The sequence below is a fragment of the Actinomadura miaoliensis genome, from assembly GCF_039536785.1.
GTDB classification, from domain to species: Bacteria; Actinomycetota; Actinomycetes; order Streptosporangiales; family Streptosporangiaceae; genus Spirillospora; species Spirillospora miaoliensis.
Map to the genome: position 1 here is coordinate 103,309 of NZ_BAAAZG010000042.1, position 18,059 is coordinate 121,367.

General features: G+C 73.6%; 18 protein-coding genes. 12 read left to right on the top strand and 6 right to left on the bottom strand.

Going from position 1 to position 18,059, the window contains the following annotated elements:
* Positions 1-728, bottom strand: a 728-nt coding sequence (locus ABD811_RS27500) for an RNA polymerase sigma factor (RefSeq protein WP_425549467.1), incomplete at its 3' end; no start/stop codon positions are given.
* Positions 729-930: 202 nt separating this feature from the next.
* Here ABD811_RS27500 and egtA point away from each other — a divergent pair.
* The 4 genes from egtA to egtD are packed head-to-tail and all read left to right on the top strand — an operon-like array spanning position 931 to position 5,207.
* Positions 931-2,181 carry an ergothioneine biosynthesis glutamate--cysteine ligase EgtA gene (gene egtA, locus ABD811_RS27505; RefSeq protein WP_344953311.1) on the top strand — a complete coding sequence of 417 codons (1,251 nt, stop codon included), beginning with the start codon at positions 931-933 and terminating at the stop codon, positions 2,179-2,181.
* On the top strand, positions 2,159-3,514 hold the full coding sequence (egtB, locus tag ABD811_RS27510; protein WP_344953314.1) for an ergothioneine biosynthesis protein EgtB: 1,356 nt from the start codon (positions 2,159-2,161) through the stop codon (positions 3,512-3,514). The genes egtA and egtB overlap by 23 nt, the downstream gene beginning before the upstream one ends.
* Positions 3,514-4,245, top strand: coding sequence for an ergothioneine biosynthesis protein EgtC (gene egtC, locus ABD811_RS27515; RefSeq protein WP_344953317.1), 732 nt, complete (start codon positions 3,514-3,516; stop codon positions 4,243-4,245). The genes egtB and egtC overlap by 1 nt, the downstream gene beginning before the upstream one ends.
* Before the next feature lie 11 nt (positions 4,246-4,256).
* The gene (gene egtD / locus ABD811_RS27520) at positions 4,257-5,207 is read left to right on the top strand and encodes an L-histidine N(alpha)-methyltransferase (protein WP_344953320.1); all 951 of its coding nucleotides are present in this window, start codon (positions 4,257-4,259) and stop codon (positions 5,205-5,207) included.
* Between the two features lie 90 nt (positions 5,208-5,297).
* Here egtD and ABD811_RS27525 read toward each other — a convergent pair whose 3' ends face one another.
* Entirely contained in the window at positions 5,298-6,056 is a 759-nt protein-coding gene (locus ABD811_RS27525) for an SGNH/GDSL hydrolase family protein (protein ID WP_344953324.1), read from the bottom strand.
* 146 nt (positions 6,057-6,202) lie between these two features.
* Between ABD811_RS27525 and ABD811_RS27530 the strand changes: the two genes are divergently transcribed.
* The 7 genes from ABD811_RS27530 to ABD811_RS27560 all read left to right on the top strand — a co-directional run bounded on the left by ABD811_RS27530 (position 6,203) and on the right by ABD811_RS27560 (position 13,296).
* Positions 6,203-7,339 (top strand): acyltransferase family protein, encoded by a 1,137-nt coding sequence (locus ABD811_RS27530; RefSeq protein ID WP_344953327.1) that lies wholly within the window; start codon positions 6,203-6,205, stop codon positions 7,337-7,339.
* A 66-nt stretch (positions 7,340-7,405) separates the two neighbouring features.
* Positions 7,406-8,125, top strand: coding sequence for a GntR family transcriptional regulator (locus ABD811_RS27535; RefSeq protein ID WP_344953330.1), 720 nt, complete (start codon positions 7,406-7,408; stop codon positions 8,123-8,125).
* A 129-nt stretch (positions 8,126-8,254) separates the two neighbouring features.
* Positions 8,255-9,328 (top strand): ABC transporter substrate-binding protein, encoded by a 1,074-nt coding sequence (locus ABD811_RS27540; protein WP_344953333.1) that lies wholly within the window; start codon positions 8,255-8,257, stop codon positions 9,326-9,328.
* Entirely contained in the window at positions 9,328-10,407 is a 1,080-nt protein-coding gene (locus ABD811_RS27545; RefSeq protein WP_344953336.1) for an ABC transporter ATP-binding protein, read from the top strand. Before ABD811_RS27540 ends, ABD811_RS27545 begins: the two co-directional genes overlap by 1 nt.
* Positions 10,371-11,252, top strand: a complete 882-nt coding sequence (locus ABD811_RS27550) for an ABC transporter permease (protein ID WP_344953339.1) — start codon at positions 10,371-10,373, stop codon at positions 11,250-11,252. Before ABD811_RS27545 ends, ABD811_RS27550 begins: the two co-directional genes overlap by 37 nt.
* Entirely contained in the window at positions 11,249-12,055 is an 807-nt protein-coding gene (locus tag ABD811_RS27555) for an ABC transporter permease (protein WP_344953342.1), read from the top strand. The genes ABD811_RS27550 and ABD811_RS27555 overlap by 4 nt, the downstream gene beginning before the upstream one ends.
* Before the next feature lie 92 nt (positions 12,056-12,147).
* On the top strand, positions 12,148-13,296 hold the full coding sequence (locus ABD811_RS27560) for an NAD(P)/FAD-dependent oxidoreductase (protein WP_344953345.1): 1,149 nt from the start codon (positions 12,148-12,150) through the stop codon (positions 13,294-13,296).
* A 1-nt stretch (position 13,297) separates the two neighbouring features.
* On the opposite strand, the gene ABD811_RS27565 is transcribed toward ABD811_RS27560, so the two are convergent.
* The 4 genes from ABD811_RS27565 to ABD811_RS27580 all read right to left on the bottom strand — a co-directional run bounded on the left by ABD811_RS27565 (position 13,298) and on the right by ABD811_RS27580 (position 16,863).
* On the bottom strand, positions 13,298-13,993 hold the full coding sequence (locus ABD811_RS27565; RefSeq protein ID WP_344953347.1) for a Clp protease N-terminal domain-containing protein: 696 nt from the start codon (positions 13,991-13,993) through the stop codon (positions 13,298-13,300).
* Between the two features lie 77 nt (positions 13,994-14,070).
* Positions 14,071-15,198 carry a serine hydrolase domain-containing protein gene (locus ABD811_RS27570; protein WP_344953350.1) on the bottom strand — a complete coding sequence of 376 codons (1,128 nt, stop codon included), beginning with the start codon at positions 15,196-15,198 and terminating at the stop codon, positions 14,071-14,073.
* A gap of 224 nt (positions 15,199-15,422) precedes the next feature.
* Positions 15,423-15,965, bottom strand: coding sequence for a cysteine dioxygenase (locus tag ABD811_RS27575; protein WP_344953353.1), 543 nt, complete (start codon positions 15,963-15,965; stop codon positions 15,423-15,425).
* Entirely contained in the window at positions 15,955-16,863 is a 909-nt protein-coding gene (locus ABD811_RS27580) for an amidohydrolase family protein (RefSeq protein WP_344953356.1), read from the bottom strand. The genes ABD811_RS27575 and ABD811_RS27580 overlap by 11 nt, the downstream gene beginning before the upstream one ends.
* A gap of 166 nt (positions 16,864-17,029) precedes the next feature.
* Here ABD811_RS27580 and ABD811_RS27585 point away from each other — a divergent pair, with 166 nt between their 5' ends.
* Positions 17,030-18,001, top strand: a complete 972-nt coding sequence (locus ABD811_RS27585) for a LacI family DNA-binding transcriptional regulator (protein WP_344953358.1) — start codon at positions 17,030-17,032, stop codon at positions 17,999-18,001.
* The last annotated feature ends 58 nt before the right edge of the window (positions 18,002-18,059 follow it).

An 18,059-nucleotide genomic window follows, 5' to 3' on the forward strand; every position in this document is an offset into this window, starting at 1 on the left:
AGTCCCGCGGCGACGCCGACCCTCCTGGCCTTGCCGCGGCGGGCGCCCGAGGGGGCGGGCTCCGGCGCGGCCTCGGCGCCGATGACGACCAGCGGGCTGGTGGCGGTGACGCTGGGCAGCGGCCGCCGCGCCTCCGCCTCGCACGCCGCCAGCACGCGTTCGCGCAGCTCGCGCGGCGGCTGGGCCGGTGCGCGGCGGGCCAGCAGCTGGGGCAGCCTGCCCTTCTCGAACGCGCCGATGAGCTCCAGGTGCGTCCGGGTGCCCGCGGGGGCGCGCATGAGCGCGTCCAGGACGGCGCGTTCCAGGCGGATGCGGGCGGCGTGCAGCAGCCCGCGCGCGGTGTCGGGGGCGACGCCCACCACCCGGGCGATGTCGTCGATCTCCAGCCACTCGCCCGCCCACAGCAGCAGCACCTCGCGGTGGTCGGCGCGCAGACCGGCGGCGGCGCGCAGCAGCGGGTCGCCCTGCCCGGCGGCCGGCCGCGGGGACGGCGGGCGGCTCTGGAACACGCCGTCCGGCAGGCCGCCCAGGGCGCCGCGTTCCAGGCAGGCCGAGCGGGCCAGCGCGTACAGCCACAGCACCGTGTCGCCGCGCGGCGGGTGGCGTACCGTCGCGACGAACGTGCTGGTGACGGCGTCCGCCGCCGCGCGGTCGCCCACCAGCGACCAGCAGTAGGCGTACAGGCGGGCGGCGTGCGCGTCGTACAGGGCTCCCGGGTCCGCGCGCATCATTCCTCCGTCGTGACCTGGGCCGACCCCCCAGGCAGGACAAAACGGTGGGAAACGGGACTCTAGTGCAATCTGCGACGGAGTGGGTAGTTGGGTTGGTTTCACTAACTTTTCTCAAGATTGCCGGATAGGTGATCCGGTTCACCGGGGAAGGCTTCGAGACCGTCGCCGAAGGACTGTTTCGACACAAGGGGGTGCCCCGGTGGTCCACCTGACCGTGGACGAGGTCCACCAGTACATACGCGGTGTCTGCTTCAAGAAGGGCCCGCCCGGCACCGTCGGCGCGGAGACCGAGTGGCTGGTGCTCGACCGCGCCGCGCCCGGCGCGCCGGTGCCCCCCGCCCGGCTGCGCGCCCTGCTCGACCGGGCCGGGCCGCCGCCGCACGGCAGCCGCATCACCTACGAGCCGGGCGGCCAGCTGGAGCTCAGCTCGGCGCCGTTCCCCGGGCTCGGCCCCGCGCACCGCGGCCTGGGCGCCGACATCGCGCACGTCCGCGACGCGCTCGCGCCCGCCGGGCTCGTCCTGGCCGGGCACGGCGTCGACCCGGCGCGCGGCCCGGTCTTCCAGGCCGAGCACCCGCGCTACCAGTGCATGCGCAGCTACTTCGACTCCCGCGGCTTCACCGACGCGGGCATGGCGATGATGTGCTCGTCCGCGTCCGTCCAGGTGTGCCTGGACATCGGCGCGGACGCCGCCGACGCGGCGCGGCGGTGGCGGCTCGCGCACGCGCTCGGCCCGGTGCTCGTCGCCGCGTTCGCCAACTCCCCGGTACGCGCCGGGCGCCGCACCGGCCTGCGCTCCACCCGGCAGGCCGTCTGGACGGAACTGGACCCGTGCCGCACCCTGCCCGTCCTGCGGCCCGGCGCCGACGGCGACCCCGCCGAGGCGTGGGCCCGGTACGCGCTGGACGCCCGCGTCATGGTGCTGCGCACCGCCGCCGGCGACTGGGTGGCCGACCCCGGCATGACGTTCCGCGAGTGGCTGGCCAAGGGGGAGCCGGGGCTGGACGACCTCGTCTACCACCTGTCCACCCTGTTCCCGCCGGTCCGGCCGCGCGGCTGGCTGGAACTGCGCATGATCGACGCGCTGCCCGGGGAGTACTGGGCGGTCCCGGTCGCCGTCGCCACCGCCCTGCTGGACGACGCGCGCGCCTCCGCCGCCGCCGAGGCCGCCACCGAACCGGTCGCCGACCGGTGGGCGGCCGCCGCCCGCGACGCGCTCGCGGACCCGGCCCTGGCCAGGGCCGCCCGCACCTGTTTCCACGCCGCGCTGGACGCCCTGCCCCGGCTCGGCGCCCACCACCTGATCCCGCTCGTGGAGGAGTACACCTCGCGCTACGTCGACCGCGGCCGGTGCCCCGCCGACGACGTCACCGGCACCTCCGGCCCGCCCCTCCGCCCCGACGAACCGACCCGTGAAGGAACCCGTCATGCCTCCGCTGAGCTCGCTTGACGAACAAGCGTTGAAAGAACTGATCGCGGCCGAGCTGCAATCGGCGCGGGACCGCAGCCTGGGCCTGACCACCGAGGCACTGGACGAGCCCGAGCTGACCGCCCAGGTCTCCCCGCTCATGTCCCCCCTGGTCTGGGACCTGGCGCACGTGGGCAACTACGAGGAACTGTGGCTGCTGCGCGCCGCCGCCGGCATCGAGCCCATGCGCCCCGAGATCGACGACCTGTACGACGCGTTCGAACACCCCCGCGTTGAGCGCCCCAGCCTCCCGCTGCTGCCCCCCGAGGAAGCCCGCGAGTACATCGCCACCGTCCGCGCCAAGGTGCTCGACTCCCTGGACGCGGTGCGGTTCGACGGTTCCGGACCGCTGACCACGGGCGGGTTCGTCTACGGCATGGTCGTGCAGCACGAGCACCAGCACGACGAGACCATGCTGGCCACGCACCAGTTGCGCAAGGGCGCCCCCGCCCTGCTCGACCCGCCGGAGACACCGGCCCCCGCCCGTGACACCGTGCCGGCGGACGAGGTCCTCATCGAAGCGGGCCCGTTCGAGATGGGCACGTCGGACGACCCGTGGGCCTACGACAACGAACGTCCCGGTCACGTCGTCGACCTGCCCGCCTACTACATCGACACCGAACCCGTCACCAACGCCGCCTACCTCGCCTTCATGGAGGCCGGTGGCTACGACGACCCCCAGTGGTGGCACCCCAAGGGCTGGGAGTGGCGCTGTGCCAAGGGCAAGCGCGCCCCCGCGTTCTGGACACGTGAGGCGGGCCAGTGGCTGCGCCGCCGTTTCGGCAAACTGGAACCGGTGCCCTTGGACGAGCCCGTACAGCACGTGTGCTGGTACGAGGCCGACGCCTACGCCAGGTGGGCGGGCAAACGGCTGCCCACCGAGGCCGAGTGGGAGAAGGCCGCACGCTGGGATCCGGTCGCCGCCCGCTCCCGCCGCTACCCCTGGGGCGACGAGTACGAGGAGGGCCGCGCCAACCTGGGACAGCGCATGCTCCATCCCTCCCCGGCGGGATCCTTCCCTTCGGGGGCGTCCGCGTACGGGGTGCGGCGGATGCTGGGGGACGTGTGGGAGTGGACGTCCACCGACTTCCACGGCTACCCGGGCTTCCGGTGGTTCCCCTACAAGGAGTACTCCGAGGTGTTCTTCGGCCACGAATACAAGGTGCTGCGCGGAGGCTCCTGGGCCACGCACCCCCTCGCCGTACGCGGCACGTTCCGCAACTGGGACTACCCCATCCGCCGCCAGATCTTCACAGGGTTCCGTCTTGCGCGTGACGCGGCGGAGCCGCCGGCGCGGCCCTCTGGGGGCAACTGATGTGCAGGCACGTGGGATACCTCGGGGCGCCGGTGACGTTGCACTCGTTGATGTACGAGGGGGAGCACTCGCTGGAGCGCCAGTCGTACGCGCCGCGCATGACGCAGGGGAACCTGCTGAACGCCGACGGGTTCGGCGTGGGCTGGTACCACGAGGGGGAGGCCGTCCGGTTCCGCAGGGCGCAGCCCATATGGACCGACGCGTCCTTCCGGGAGGTCGCCCGCGTCGTGACGTCCGGATGCGCGGTCGCCGCCATCAGGTCGGCGACCGTGGGCTTCCCCGTGGACGAGAGCGGCGCCCAGCCGTTCCGTGACGGCCCCCGCCTGTTCAGCCACAACGGCGTGGTGGAGGGGTTCGCGGGTGTGGAGGCCAAGCTGCGCGAACTGGCCGGGGACCTGGCGCCGGTGCCCGACGCGCGCGCCGCCGTCGACTCGGCCCTGCTGTTCGCCATGGCCGCCCGGCACTGGCGCGACGGCGCGTCCCTCGCCGAGGGCCTGGCCGCCGTGGTGCGCACCGTCACCGCCCTCGCCCCCGGCCGTTACAACCTGCTCGCCGCCGACGGCACCGCGCTCGCCGCCACCACCTGGGGCGACTGCCTGCACGTCCGCGCCAGGCCGGACGCGGTGATGCTGTCGTCCGAACCCCTGGACGAGTCCGGATGGCAGGCCGTGCCCGACCGTTCGCTGGTGACCGCGGACGCCGAGTCCGGCGTCCGCGTCACCCCCCTGTGAAGGAGCCGCCCGTGGACCGGTACCTGACCGCCGACGACCTGGCCAAGACGCTGCGCCGCGACGTGCGCGACGGGCTGACCGCGACGCCGAAGACGCTGCCGCCCAAGTGGTTCTACGACGAGCGGGGCAGCGCGCTGTTCGAGGAGATCACCCGGCTGGACGAGTACTACCCGACCCGGCGGGAACGGGAGATCCTCGCCGCGCGGGCCTCCGACATCGCCGCCGCCACCGGCGCCGAGACGCTGCTGGAGCTGGGCGCCGGATCGGGGGAGAAGACCCGGCTGCTGCTGGACGCGCTGGACGGCACGCTGCGCTCCTACGTGCCGGTGGACGTCAGCGGCGACTTCCTCGCCGAGGCCGCCGGGCAGATCGCCGCCGACCACCCCGGCCTGGCGGTGCGCCCCGTCGTCGCCGACTACGAGCAGCACCTGCACCTGCTGCCCGGCGGGCGGCGCCGCCTGATCGCCTTCCTCGGCGGGACGATCGGCAACATGCCGCCCGGCGCCCGCGTCGGCTTCCTCGGCGGCCTGCGCGCGGGCATGGCCGACGGCGACGCGCTGCTGCTGGGCGCCGACCTGGTCAAGGACGAGCGCCGTCTCGTGCGCGCCTACGACGACGCGGCCGGGGTCACCGCCGCGTTCAACCGCAACGTCCTGCACGTCGTCAACCGGGAGCTGGACGCCGACTTCGACCCCGGCGCCTTCGAGCACGTCGCGCTGTGGGACGCCGAGCGGGAGTGGATCGAGATGCGGCTGCGCTCGGCCCGCGACCAGGCCGTCCGGATCGGCGGGCTGGACCTGGCGGTGTCGTTCGCGGCGGGCGAGGAGATGCGCACCGAGATCTCCGCCAAGTTCCGCCGGGAACGCCTGGAGGACGAACTGCGCGCCGCCGGCCTCGCCCTCGCCGAGTTCTGGACGGACTCGGCGGGCGACTTCTCCCTGTCCCTGGCCCGTCCCGCCTGACCGTCCCGCCTGACCGTCCCGCCTGACCGTCTCGTCTGAGCTGGTCGCCCCCCGGTCCATCCTCACCGGACGGGCCGGGGGCGGCGCGCGTCAGGCGGTCGCGCGGGAGGGGTGGGCCAGGTGCAGGCGGCGCAGGTTCTCCACCAGGCGCGCGGCGATGTAGCGGTGACCCTCGGGGGTCGGGTGCACCCCGTCCTTCTTGATGAAGACCGCCGCGTTGCCGGTCCCTTCGGAACGGTCGCCGGTGATCCACCGCTCGGCGATCGGGTCGATGAACGGCACGCCCAGCTGCTGGGCGACCCCGCGCAGCTGGTCGCGCACGGCCAGCGCGGCGGGCGGGGGCGTGTCGCTGCCCCAGATCGGGCCGATCAGCGCGATACGGGTGCCGGGCCAGCGCTGCCGCGCCCGCACCAGCAGGTCGCGGGCGGGCGGGCCGACCTGCACGTCCCGGACGCGCGCGTCGTTGTGCCCGCCGGAGATGATCAGCAGGTCGGGGGCCGGGCGCCAGCCGAGCTGGCTTTCGAACATCACCCCGAACGGCGTGCGGCCGGCGCCGCCCTGCACGAACCCGGTGCCGCCGCGTCCTCCGACGATCACCTGCCAGCCGAGCAGCCGCGCGGCCGCCGAGGCGTAGGCGGTCTCGACGAGGGTGCCGCGTTCGCCCACCGTGTAGCTGTCGCCCAGGAACATGACCACCGGGGCGCGCGGCACGGACGACGCCGAGGGGGCGGCCGGGGCGGCGGCGTTCGGGCGGCTCGGCTCGGAGAACGCGCCACAGCCCGTCGCCAGCAGGGAACCGAGGCACAGCGTGGCGATCGCCGCGCCGCGGCGGGCGCGGCGAGATGTCATGAAGTGACCACCATTTCTCCGGGGACGCACCGAATACTACTGAGGACCGCGCCTCCGGAGGGGCGGTCTTACCCGACACGTGGCGTTCACCGGCGGCTCATTTGGCCGACCCGGACGTGCCACCCGCCGACGCGAGCCTTCCGCGCGTGAATCGACGCGACCGGCTCCGGGAACTGGATCTGCTGCGCTTCGCCGCGGCCATGGCGGTGGTGCTGTACCACTTCACCGGCTTCGGCGGCTCGGGCCCCTGGCCGGAGCCCGCCCGGGCGGTGTTCCCCGGCCTGGGCGAGATCACCCGGTACGGCTATCTCGGCGTCGACCTGTTCTTCATGATCAGCGGCTTCGTCATCCTGATGAGCGCGTGGAACCGCGGGCCGGGCGAGTTCGGGATCTCCCGGGTGACCCGGCTGATGCCCGCGTACTGGGCCAGCGTGCTGCTGGGCGCGGTCATCTACCTGGTGTTCGGCCTCGGCAAGGGCGTCCCGGGGCTGGTCGTGCCCAACCTGACCATGCTGCAGGCCGGCCTGGGCCTGCAGAACGTGGACGCGGTCTACTGGACGCTCTGGGTCGAGCTGCACTTCTACTTCCTGGTGGCGCTGCTGGCCGCCCGGGGCATCACCTACCGGTCCTGCCTGGTGTTCATGGCCGCCTGGATGCTCCTCGGGGTGTTCGCCGACGAGGCGGAGAACAAGTTCCTGCAGGTCATGCTGGTGCCGACGTGGAGCCCGTACTTCATCGCGGGCATGGCGCTCTACCTGATCCACCGGTTCGGGCCGACACTGCTGCTGTGGGGGTACGTGGCGGCGGCGTGGCTGCTGGCGACGCACTGGGCCGCCTGGCGCACCGACGTGGCGTTCAAGGGCGCGCACGAGGTGGTGGCGTCGGCCGCCGTCGCCGGGATCTTCCTCATCATGATCCTGGTGGCGACCGGGCGGCTGTCGTGGCTGCGCTGGCGCGGGCTGACCGTGCTGGGCGCCCTGACCTACCCGCTGTACCTGACGCACTCGCAGATCGCGCTGCCGCTGCTGGAACGCGCCTACCCGTCCCTGGACCGCTGGACGGCCCTGGTGCTGGTCACGGCGGTGTCGATGCTGGTCGCCTACGCGGTGTACCGGCTGGTCGAACGCCCGGGGCAGGCGTGGCTGCGCCGCCGGTTGCGCGCCTCGCTGGTCCCGCTGCGCCGCCCGCCGGAGCAGCAGGCCGCCGAGCCGTCCGTCCCCGCCCCGCGCCCGGCGGACGGCGATCTCGTCGGGGCGGGCGGCCGTCCCGCCTCGCTCGGGTGAACGACGGGAAAACTCATAACGTTCGGCGTATTGACATATCTTTTCCCGGTTCCTTAGTGTCTTCGCATGTCAGAGCGTGATCGTCCGCTCCATGCGCGGATCCGCATGGAGATCGAGGCGCGCATCAGGGACGGCCGCCTCGGCCCCGGGACCCGGGTGCCGACGGAGGCCGAGCTGGGCCGCGAGTTCGGGGTGTCCCGGATCACGGTGCAGCGGGCCCTGCGCGACCTCGCCGAGGCCGGGCTGGTCGTCCGGTACCGGGGACGCGGCACGTTCGTGGCGCAGACGGCGAGCGAGGAGAACCTCCTGCGCTTCACCGGACTGCTCACCCCCGGGCCGGAGAAGCACGGCGACCACCGCGTGGTGTCCGTCGAGGTGCTGCCGGCCGGCCGGGCGGCGCTGCGGCTGCCCGGCCTGGACGACGACGAGGCCGTCGTGCAGCTGGAGCGGCACAAGCTCGGCGACGACGGCGTGGAGGTGCTCAACACCGAGCTGGCGGTGCTGCCGTTCCGGTACGCGCCCGACCTGCCCGACCGCCCGCTGGAATCCCTGATCACCCACGTCTACCTGCGGGAACGGGGCGTCGCCCTGCGCCGGTCCCGGCTGTACGTCGAACCGCACGCGCTGACCGAGGAGCAGGCCGCGCTGTTCGGGCTGCCCGCAGGCGCACCGGTGTTCCGGTGGCTGCGGGTCACCTGGGCCGCCGGCGACGAGCCGGTGGAGGTCATGGAGGCGATCCTCCCGGCCACCACCGAACGGTTCTACGTCGAGACCAACCTCGCCTGACGCCTCGCCCGGCTGGACCGTTCCCACCTGTCATCCACCGCCGATCCCCGCAAGTTCCCGCCCCATACCCCACCTCTTCCGATGGTGAGCCCTCCCCGGGCTCCGCGGACCTGCCTGGAGGTATGTCCCGTGCCCCCTCATCCCCTCGTCCCATCCCGCGTGACCGGCCTGGCCGGCCTGACCGCCGCGGCCGCGCTGGCGCTCGGCGCCTGCGCCGCCCCCAACCCCTCGGCCGCCGCGGGCACCGTCGTCGTCGCCGGATACGGCGGCTCCTACCAGGAGGCGTTCGAGCAGTCGGTGATCCCCGGCTTCGAGAAGTCCTGCGGCTGCAAGGTCACCTACATCGCGGGCAGCTCCACCGACACAGTCGCCAAGCTCAAGGCGCAGGCCGGCCGCCCGCAGATCGACGTCGCGCTGATCGACGACGGCCCGCAGGCGCAGGCCGCGCAGGCCGGCCTGCTCGCCAAGCTCGACCCCGCGCGGGTGACGCGGCTGCCGCAGGTCGCCGAACTGGCCCGGCTGCCCGGGGACGTCGGCGTCGGCTTCGGCCTCACCGCCACCGGCATCGCCTACAACCCCGACTGGTTCGCCGAGAACGGGCTGCCGGAGCCGACGAGCCTGGAGGACCTGGCCTCCCCCAAGCTCAAGGACAAGGTCGTCCTGCCGTCCATCACCAACACCTACGGCGTCCACCTGCTGGTCATGGCGGCCAAGGCGGGCGGCGGCTCGGAGAAGAACATCCAGCCCGGGTTCGACGTGGTGCGCAGGCTGGCCGCCAACGCCGTCACCTTCGACAACACCGCCGACGTCTCCAACTACTTCCTGCAGGGCCAGGCGGCCGCCTCGGTGTGGGGCAAGTCGCGCGTCGAGACCCTCGCCGACAAGAAGTTCCCCATCAAGTTCGTCTACCCGAAGGAGGGCGCGGTCCCGCTGCTCGCCACCGCCAACGTCGTCAACAAGGCGCCGCACCCCGACCTGGCGGCCCGGTTCGTCAACGAGCTGCTCGGCCCCGAGGCGCAGAAGAAGCTGGCCCAGGACGGGTACGACGGCCCCACCGTGAAGAGCGTCCAGCTCGACCCCGCGCTGCGCGACAAGGTCGTCAACCTCGACCGGGCCGCCGAGCTGACCCGGCTCGACTGGGCGACCGTCAACGCCGGCCGGTCCGCCTGGACCGACACCTGGAACAAGCGGGTGGAGGCGTGATGACCGGCGCGCGCCCGGACCCGGCCGGCGGCCGGCGGCTGCGCCTGACCGGGGTCCGCAAGAGCCTGGGCGGCCGGGAGATCGTCAAGGGCCTGGACCTGGAGACCGAGCCCGGCGAGTTCCTCACCCTGCTCGGCCCCTCCGGCTGCGGCAAGACCACCACGCTCAACATGATCTCCGGGCATCTCACCGCCGACGGCGGGACGATCGAGGTGGATGGCCGCGACGTGACCGGCACGCCCCCGCACCGCCGCTCCATGGGCATGGTGTTCCAGTCCTACGCGCTGTTCCCGCACATGACGATCGCCGACAACGTCGGGTTCGGGCTGCGCATGCGCAAGGTGCGCGGCGCCGAACGCGACCGGCGCGTCGCCGAGGCGCTGGAGATGGTCGGCCTGGACGGCATGGCGGACCGCTATCCCCGGCAGCTGTCCGGCGGGCAGCAGCAGCGCGCCGCGCTGGCCCGCGCACTGGTGATCCGTCCGGACCTGCTGCTGCTCGACGAGCCGTTCTCCAACCTGGACGCCAAGCTGCGGGTGCGGCTCCGCGAGGAGGTCGTGGCACTGCAGCGCCGCGTCGGCATCACCACGATCCTGGTCACCCACGACCAGGACGAGGCGCTGGCCGTCTCCGACCGCATCGCGGTCATGGCGGAGGGCACGATCCACCAGCTCGCCGGACCCGAGGAGATCTACCGGCGCCCCGCCACCGGGTTCGTGGCCGAGTTCGTCGGCGAGGTCAACGCCTTCGACGGCGTCGCCGAGGGCGGCGACGGCGCCCGGATCGGGGACGCGGTCGTCGCGGCCACCCCCGCGGCGGGCCCGCCGCCCGCGGCCGGCACGGCGATCCGCGTGTACGTGCGTCCCGAGGCGGTCCGGCTGCGCAAGGACCGCGCCGCCGCCGGGCTGACCGGCACCGTCACCGGGACGCGCTTCCTCGGCTCCCGGGTGCGCTGCGACGTCGACACCCCGGCGGGCCCGGTGACGGCCATGCTCCCGTTCGACGCCGAGCCGCCCACCGTGGGGGAGGAGGTGACGTGCACATGGCGACCGTCGGACGCGTCGCTGGCCCGGCGGTAGGCACCGCGGACCGGCCGCGCCTGCGCACCGGCCTGCTGCTCGCCGCCCCCGCCATCGCGATTTTCGCGCTGCTGTTCGTGGCTCCGCTGTGCACCCTGGTGGCCAACAGCTTCCGCACCCAGCAGGGCGCCCTCACCCTGGACAACTACGTCCGCTTCCTGGGCGACCCGTTCTACCGCGGGGTGCTGCTCAACACCTTGAAGATCGCCGCGCTGACCACCGTGGGGTGCCTGCTCGTCGGCTACCCGTTCGCGCTGTACCTGCGCGGCCGGTCGCCGCGCGTGCGCAACTGGCTGGCGCTGATGCTGCTGTCCCCGCTGCTGGTCAGCATGGTGATCCGCGCGTACGGGTGGCTGGTGGTGCTCGGCCCCAACGGACCGGTCGCGGGCGCGTTCGAGGCGGTCGGGCTGGGCGCGCCCCGGCTGCTCTACAACGACACCGCCGTGCTCATCGGCATGGTGCACGTCATGCTGGCCTACATGGTGCTGCCGCTCATGGGCAGCCTCGACCGGATCGACCCGACGCTCGTCCCGGCGGCCCGGGGCCTCGGCGCCTCCGGCTGGACGTGCTTCTGGCGGATCACCGTGCCGCTGTCGGCGCCCGGCATGCTGGCCGGGGCGATGATCGTGTTCAGCCTGACCGCGTCCAGCTTCGTCACCCCGGCCATCCTGGGCGGCCCGAAGGTGAAGCTGATGCCGTACTTCGTGTACACGCAGGCCACCACCACCCTGGACTGGCCGTACGCGGCGGCCATCGGGTTCGTGCTGGTGATCGTCACCACCGGGCTGCTGCTGGGGTACGCGCGGCTGCTGCGCCGGGGCAGGGGCGAGGTGGTGTTCGCATGAGCCGCCTGGGCCGCGCGCTCGGCACCGTCTTCGCGGTGCTGGTCGGGTTGTTCCTGCTGGCGCCCGTGCTGGCGACGGTGGCGTCCTCGCTCACCACCACCCGGTACGTCACGTTCCCGCCCAAGGGGCTGACGCTGCACTGGTACGCCGAGCTGCTGAACAAGCCGGAGTTCCTGTCGTCGTTCCTGCTGAGCGTGGTCGTGGCGCTGGCGGCGGCCGTGGTGTCGTCGGCCGTCGGGCTGGCCGGGGGCCTGGCCATCCACCGCTACCGCTTCCCGGGGCGCGCGGCGTTGGAGGGCCTGCTGGCGGGCGCGTTCGCGGTGCCCACGATCGTGCTGGGCATCGGGCTGCTGCAGTGGTTCGCCCAGCTCGGGCTGGCCGCGAGCCCGCTGACGCTGCTGCTGTCGCATCTGGTGCTGACCGTGCCGTACACGGTGCGGCTGGTGCTGGCGGGCCTGGCCGGGCTGGACCGCTCCGCCGAGCGGGCCGCGGCGGGCCTCGGCGCGTCGCCGCCGCTGGTGTTCTGGCACGTCACGCTGCCCGCCGTGCGCGGCGCGCTGGTCGGCGGGGGGTTCTTCGCCTTCATCACCTCCTTCGACGACCTGACCGTGGCGCTGTTCGTGGTCACCACCGACCTGCAGACGCTCCCGGTGCGGATCTTCAACTACCTGCAGTACGACTACGACCCGACGGTCACCGCCATCGGCACCCTGATGGTGCTGTTCGCGGCGGTCGCCGTGGTGGTGATCGAACGCGTCGTCGGGGTCGCCCGGCTGTTCGGCGCCGCCGAGGACGGGCACTGACCCACGGGCCCGTCCGGTTGCCCGAGCCCTCTGCACGAGCCGTCTTCACGATCGTTCTCACGAGCCGTCCCATCCACGAGTAAGGAGCTTGCGTGCGAGTCGTCGTCATCGGGGCCGGAGTGGTCGGCGCCGCCGTCGCGGCCGGGCTGGCCCGGCGCGGCGCGGAGGTCACCGTGCTGGAACGCGACGTGCCCGGCGCCGGGACCACGGCCACCTCGGTCGCCTGGATCAACGCCAACAACAAGGACCCCGAGCCGTACTTCGCGCTCAACCACGCGGCGGTGCGCGCCCACCACGGCCTGGCCGCGGGCGGCGGCGACTGGTTCTTCCCGACCGGCAACCTGGAGTGCGCCGCCGCGCCCGAGCACCGCGAGCAGCTGGCGGCGCGCGTCGCCAAGCTGCTGGACCGCGGCTACCCGGTGCGGCGGATCACCGCCGAGCGGGCCCGCGCGCTGGAACCCGACCTGATCCGCCCGGCCGACGCGGACTACGTGTTCTTCCCCGAGGAGGCCCACACCCTGCCGGTCAGGCTGCTCGGACGGTTCCTCGGCGAGGCCCGCGACCTGGGCGCGCGGGTGGTCGCCGGCGCCGAGGTCCGCGAGATCGCCGCCGGGCCGTCGGGGGTCACCGTGACCGTGGCCGGCGGGGACGCCTACACCGCGGACACCGTCGTCACCTGCACCGGACGCTGGACCGAGGAGGTCGCCGCCCGGGCCGGGCTGACCGTCCCGATGCTCGATCCGCGCACGTCCGGGCCCACCACCAACGGGTACCTGGGGGTGACGGCGGCGCTGCCCGCGCGGCTGTCGCGGGTGCTGACGACCGACCGGCTCAACCTGCGGCCGGACGGCGGCGGACGCATCCAGCTGCAGGCCCTCGACCTGGACGCCACCGCCGACCCCGCGGTCGAGCCCGGCCCCGCGATCGGCGCGCGGATGCTGGACCGGCTGGCGGACGTGCTGGCCGCCACCGACGGCGCCCGCATCGAGCAGATCCGCGTGGGGCAGCGCGCCATGCCCGCCGACGGCCTGACCGTCGCCGGCTTCGCCGACCCGCACGCGCGGATCTACGTGGTCGCCACCCACAGCGGGGTGACCCTGTCGGCGCTGCTGTCCGAGGTCGTCCCGCAGGAGGTGTACGGCGGCGAGGCCCCGCTGCTCGCCCCGTTCCGCCCGGGCCGTTTCGCCGACGGCACCGCCGGCCCCGCCCCGGCCCCGGCCCGCAGGCCGGGCGAGCAGTGACTCACGCCTCGGCCGCGGCGGCGGGCAGGGCGCCGGGCACGGCGGCGAGGTCCACCCCGGCCTCGGCCAGGACGTCGGCCGCGGTGCCGCGGCCGACCACGGCCAGCCCGGCCAGCAGGTGGTCGCAGCCGATCCGGTCAGGGGCGAGATCGCGGGCGATGGCGAGGGCCTTGCGCGCGTAGGGCGTCCAGGCGATGCGTTCGGCCGCCTGCGAGGCCCCGAGCGTCAGCCGGGGCTCCAGCAGGCGGCGCAGCTCGTCGGGGGACGCGCCGCGCGCGGCCAGCAGCCGGGTGGCGCTGTTGTCCTCGGCGAGCAGCCCCCACAGGACGTGCTCGGTGCCGATGTAGTTGTTGCGGTTGCGCACCGCCAGGGCCTTCATGTGGGTCATGGCCTGGCGCAGTTCCTCGGCGTACTCGTCCGGGTCGTAGGCGCGGTGCGGGACGAGGAAGCGCTGCTGCGCCGCCTGCCGTGACACCCCCAGGGCCGAACCGATGTCGGTCCACGAGCAGCCGTGCAGGCGGCAGTGCTCGACGTAGTCCTCGACCAGGTCGTCGGCGAGCGCCTGCAGCCGTCCGGCGATGTCGGCGGCCGTGGTCAGCAGCGCGATCCAGTCGGGCTGCGCGCCGTCGCGCCGGTGCGCGGTGGCGCAGGTGCGGTCCACCTCGGCGATGAGGTCGTCCAGATCGGGAAGGCTCATGAGGCAAGTGTTCGTTGACAAATCCGGTTTGTCAACGAACACTTGCCAATCTTGTGGACGGTGGGAACGCGCCCGGCTCAGGACAGGGCCTTGATGACCAGGGGCAGGACCTGGCCGACCGCGTTCATGTCGTTGGTGAGCCGGTTCTTGGTCAGCGCGAACGCGATGCCCGTGGCGGTGTCGCCGCACGCGAAGCTGCCGCCGACCCCGCCCACGCCGAACAGGGTCGGCGAGTCCAGCTCCGGGTCCATGGGGAAGCCGACGGAGTAGCCCAGGCCCCAGGTGGTCGGCATGCCGAACACCTGGTCCGGGCCGCTCGCCGACGGCGCGGTGACCTCGGCGAGCCGCTCGGGGGAGATCAGGCGGACGCCGTCCACCTCGTCCAGCAGCGCCGCGTACAGCCGGGCCATCGCGCGGGCCGAGGTCTTGCCCCCGGCGGGGATGTCGGCCTCCAGCATGTCGGTCCGGTTGCCCAGCGCGGCGGTCGGGAACGCGTGCATCGGCGCCGACCGGAACAGCGGCAGGTCGGCGGGCATCTCGCCGAACGCCTCCGCCTCCGGTGCCTGGCCTTCGGGCATGGGGGCGTCCTCCAGGCGGGCCAGCCGGCCGTGCTCGGACGCGGGCATACCGAAGTACAGCTCACCGGACACGCCGAGCGGCCCGGCCACCTCCTCTTCCAGCACCCGGGAGATTGGCCTGCCGGTGACGCGGCGCACCACCTCGCCGAGGATGTAGCCGAACGTGTAGGCGTGGTAGCCGATCTTGGTGCCGGCCTCCCACCACGGCTCGGCGTCGGCGACCGCCGCGCACATCTTCTCCCAGTCGCACAGGTCCTCGATCGTGCTGTCCAGCGGGATGCCCGGCACCCCCGCCGTCTGGTTGAGCGCGTGCTGGACGGTCACGCCGCCCTTGCCGTGCGCGGCGAACTCGGGCCACAGCTCCGCCACCGGGGTGTCGTAGCCGAACAGGCCCCGCTCGACGAGAACGTGCACGACCGTGGCGGTCGCCGCCTTGCCGATCGACCAGTTGTAGAAGACGGTCCCCAGGGTGACGGCACGTCCGGTGTCGGGGTCGGCGACCCCCGCGGCCGCCTCCACGACGGGCTTGCCGTGCTGGTAGACGGCGACCTGGACGCCCCGCTCCGCCCCCGACTCCACCATCTGCTCGATGGCCTGCTGAACCTGTGCCTGCAAGTCCGCGTTCATCTGTCGGTGCTCCCTTCCAACGTTTGCACCCGTACAGACTGGCGGTCCTGCGCAAACTCATCGCGGCATTGACCTAAACCTGGCGCGTCCTGGTCGTCGTGTGGCGTGGGGCGTCTGACGTTGGAGGTGTGACGTTTCCAGGCGCGCAGGCGCTGGAGGAGGTAAGGGGCGGGCCCTCCGGCCGTGAGCGGGGATCGGGCGGCCCGCCCCCTCCAAACGCGGGGTCAGGCGGGGGCGTCCAGGGGACGCAGCTCGTCGGCGTAGCTGACGGACACGCGGCGCATCACGCCGTCGCGGTCGATGGAGTACTGGCCGAGCCGCCACAGCGGCGGCGAGTAGGCGTGGATGGACACGCTGGCCTCGGCCACGCCCACGAGGCGGTGGATGTGGTCGGGCCCGAAGCAGAACGACCGCCCCTCGGTGACGACCGTGCGGACGTGGTCGCCGCCTATGCGCGGGTTGCATTCCTCCAGCGCACCCGAGACGACGCGCACCGCCCCCGAGGAGATGTCGTGGTCGTGCCAGCCGGTGTCGTTCTGCGGGGTCCAGCACAGCAGCCAGACGTCGACGTACTCGTCGCGGTGGAGCGAGGCGTAGTGCCGCTGGTCGTCGGAGAAGGCGACGTGCTGCCGCCACAGCCCGGGTTCCTGCGCCAGGGCGTCGACCAGTGTGCGCAGCTCGCGCTTGTCGAGTGTCCTGGCGGGCAGGCTCGCCAGACAGGACGAGGCACCGGGGGAAGGGGGGGTCAGCAGTGCCTCAGACGGCATGGATTCGCTCCTCTCCATTCAGTAGGCGGTACGGATTGGTGACGCGGAAGGCGTGCCGGGCCGCGTCACCCTGCATGAGGTCGGCGGGAAGCGCGTACGGGCGGTCCGAGCCGTGCACGACGACGTCGACCCCGAGTGCGCGCACGACGGCGTCGGCGGCCCGCGGCCCGTAGGAGGAGGTCTCGACGAAGGCGTCCGGGTCGACCTCGCCCCGGCCGCCGCCCCGGGCGGCCAGGCGTTCACCGTGCACGGGGGCGAGCCCCGCCAGCAGCGCGAAGCACACGCGCAGGCGCGGATGACGCGGACGGCCGTAGGCGCGGAACGCGAACCAGGCGGCGTGCATCTGCTGCACGTAGGGCACCAGCGCCGTCCACCACGCCGGGACGTCGCCGTCGACGCGGGGAGCCGGGCCGGGGTGGACGAACAGCGGCAGGCCGCGTCGCTCCAGCACGTCCAGCAGGGGCGCGCAGCGGGCGTAGCCGGCGGCGTCGGCCAGCGCGTCGGCGGGGAGCTGGAGCCCGACGAAACCGCGGTCGAGGTCGTCGGCGAGCGCGTCCGCGTCGATCTCCCGCACGCACGCGGCCGCCCAGGCGCGGAACGGCTCGGGCAGCGCGGCGGCGCCGTCGTGGTAGGCGTCCAGAAGTGGCCGACTCTCCTCCGTTGGCAGCCATTCAATGCCCAGAGGTGAGGACAGTGAGACCAACGCGGCGTCCAGGCCGTCGGCGGCGACCAGCTCGGCGCGGCGGGACGGGTCGTGGTCGGCGGGATCGACCTCGTACGGCGGCTCTCCGTGCAGGTGAAGCGTCCATCCGTCGAGCCGGGGCGGGGTGCGGCGGGCGCGCAGGGCCTCGACGAGGGGAGCCCCCCACAGATGCTGGTGCACGTCCACGCCGGGCATGCGCGATCCCCCCGGAACTCTCTCGGTTGTACTGAACCGCATCAGTGAACCGTTTCAGTGAAGCGGTTCAGTCAGCGGCGCGTCAAGTCGGTGCCCCGGGACTGTCGGCGCCGCCCTCTAGGGTTGGACTGTGCCAGGCAGGCGCAAGCGCGCGACCATCAGAGAGGTGGCGCAGGCGACCGGGCTGTCGCCTGCGGCCGTCTCGTACGCGTTGCGCGGCATCCAGACGTCGGAGGAGACCCAGGAGCGGGTGCGCGCGGCGGCCGAGGAGCTCGGCTACGAGGCGCATCCGATCGCCCGCGCCCTGGCCAGCGGCCGCACCGGCATGGTGGGCCTGCTGTGCGGGTCGCTGGAGGACTACTGGCAGCAGTCCCTGGCCGTGGGCATCGGCCGGGCCCTGCTCGCCCGCGACCGCTACGCGCTCATCGTCGACGCCGTCGGCGACCCCGAGCGCGAGCTGTCGCTGGCCCGGCAGCTGCGCGACCAGCGGGTGGACGGGCTGATCGTCCAGCCGCTGGACCCGTCCGCGCCGCTGTGGGCCGAGCTGGCCGAGACGCTGCCGGTGGTGTCGATCGGCGACGTCCTGGCGGGCGGCAACTCCCAGGGCGAGGTGGTCTTCGACAACCGGCGGGGCGTGACCCTGGCGCTGGAGCACCTGCGCCTCCTCGGGCACCGCCGCGTCGCGGTGTTCACGCCCACCGGCTCCAGCACCCCCGACCGTCCCGCCGACGTCCACGTCAACGCCGAGGCCAAGCGGCTCGACCTGGAGGTCGAGGTGGTCGTCGCGCCGCAGTCCCTGGCCGAGGCCACCGACACCGCCCGCCGGGTGCTGGAGGGCCCCGGCCGCCCCTCGGCGGTCTTCTGCTTCTCCGACGTGATCGCCTACGGGGTGTACGCGGCGACGCGCGCGCTCGGCCTGGCCGTCCCCGGCGACGTGGCCGTGTGCGGATACGACAACCATCCGATGTCGGCCCTGCTCACGCCGCCGCTCACCACCGTCGACTGGGACATCGGCGGCATCGTCGACACCGCGGTCCGCCTGGTGGTGGACGTCATCGAGGAACGCTCGCCCACCCGCCGCGTCGTCTGCGAGCCCGCCCTCCGCGTGCGCGACTCCACGGCCCAGAAGACCGCATGACCTCCCGTGGCCTGGCCGCGGTGCGTGCCCGCTCGGTGCGGGCCGCCGTCCGTCGTCT

Excerpts from the sequence above, each read along its gene's own strand:
- ABD811_RS27565 (WP_344953347.1), bottom strand. The coding sequence starts at position 13,993 with ATGAGCCTTCCCGATCTGGACGACCTCATCGCCGAGGTGGACCGCACC.
- ABD811_RS27570 (WP_344953350.1), bottom strand. The coding sequence starts at position 15,198 with ATGAACGCGGACTTGCAGGCACAGGTTCAGCAGGCCATCGAGCAGATG.
- ABD811_RS27550 (WP_344953339.1), top strand. The coding sequence starts at position 10,371 with ATGGCGACCGTCGGACGCGTCGCTGGCCCGGCGGTAGGCACCGCGGAC.
- ABD811_RS27575 (WP_344953353.1), bottom strand. The coding sequence starts at position 15,965 with ATGCCGTCTGAGGCACTGCTGACCCCCCCTTCCCCCGGTGCCTCGTCC.
- ABD811_RS27555 (WP_344953342.1), top strand. The coding sequence starts at position 11,249 with ATGAGCCGCCTGGGCCGCGCGCTCGGCACCGTCTTCGCGGTGCTGGTC.
- ABD811_RS27535 (WP_344953330.1), top strand. The coding sequence starts at position 7,406 with ATGTCAGAGCGTGATCGTCCGCTCCATGCGCGGATCCGCATGGAGATC.
- ABD811_RS27525 (WP_344953324.1), bottom strand. The coding sequence starts at position 6,056 with ATGACATCTCGCCGCGCCCGCCGCGGCGCGGCGATCGCCACGCTGTGC.
- ABD811_RS27545 (WP_344953336.1), top strand. The coding sequence starts at position 9,328 with ATGACCGGCGCGCGCCCGGACCCGGCCGGCGGCCGGCGGCTGCGCCTG.
- ABD811_RS27580 (WP_344953356.1), bottom strand. The coding sequence starts at position 16,863 with ATGCCCGGCGTGGACGTGCACCAGCATCTGTGGGGGGCTCCCCTCGTC.
- egtC (WP_344953317.1), top strand. The coding sequence starts at position 3,514 with ATGTGCAGGCACGTGGGATACCTCGGGGCGCCGGTGACGTTGCACTCG.
- egtB (WP_344953314.1), top strand. The coding sequence starts at position 2,159 with ATGCCTCCGCTGAGCTCGCTTGACGAACAAGCGTTGAAAGAACTGATC.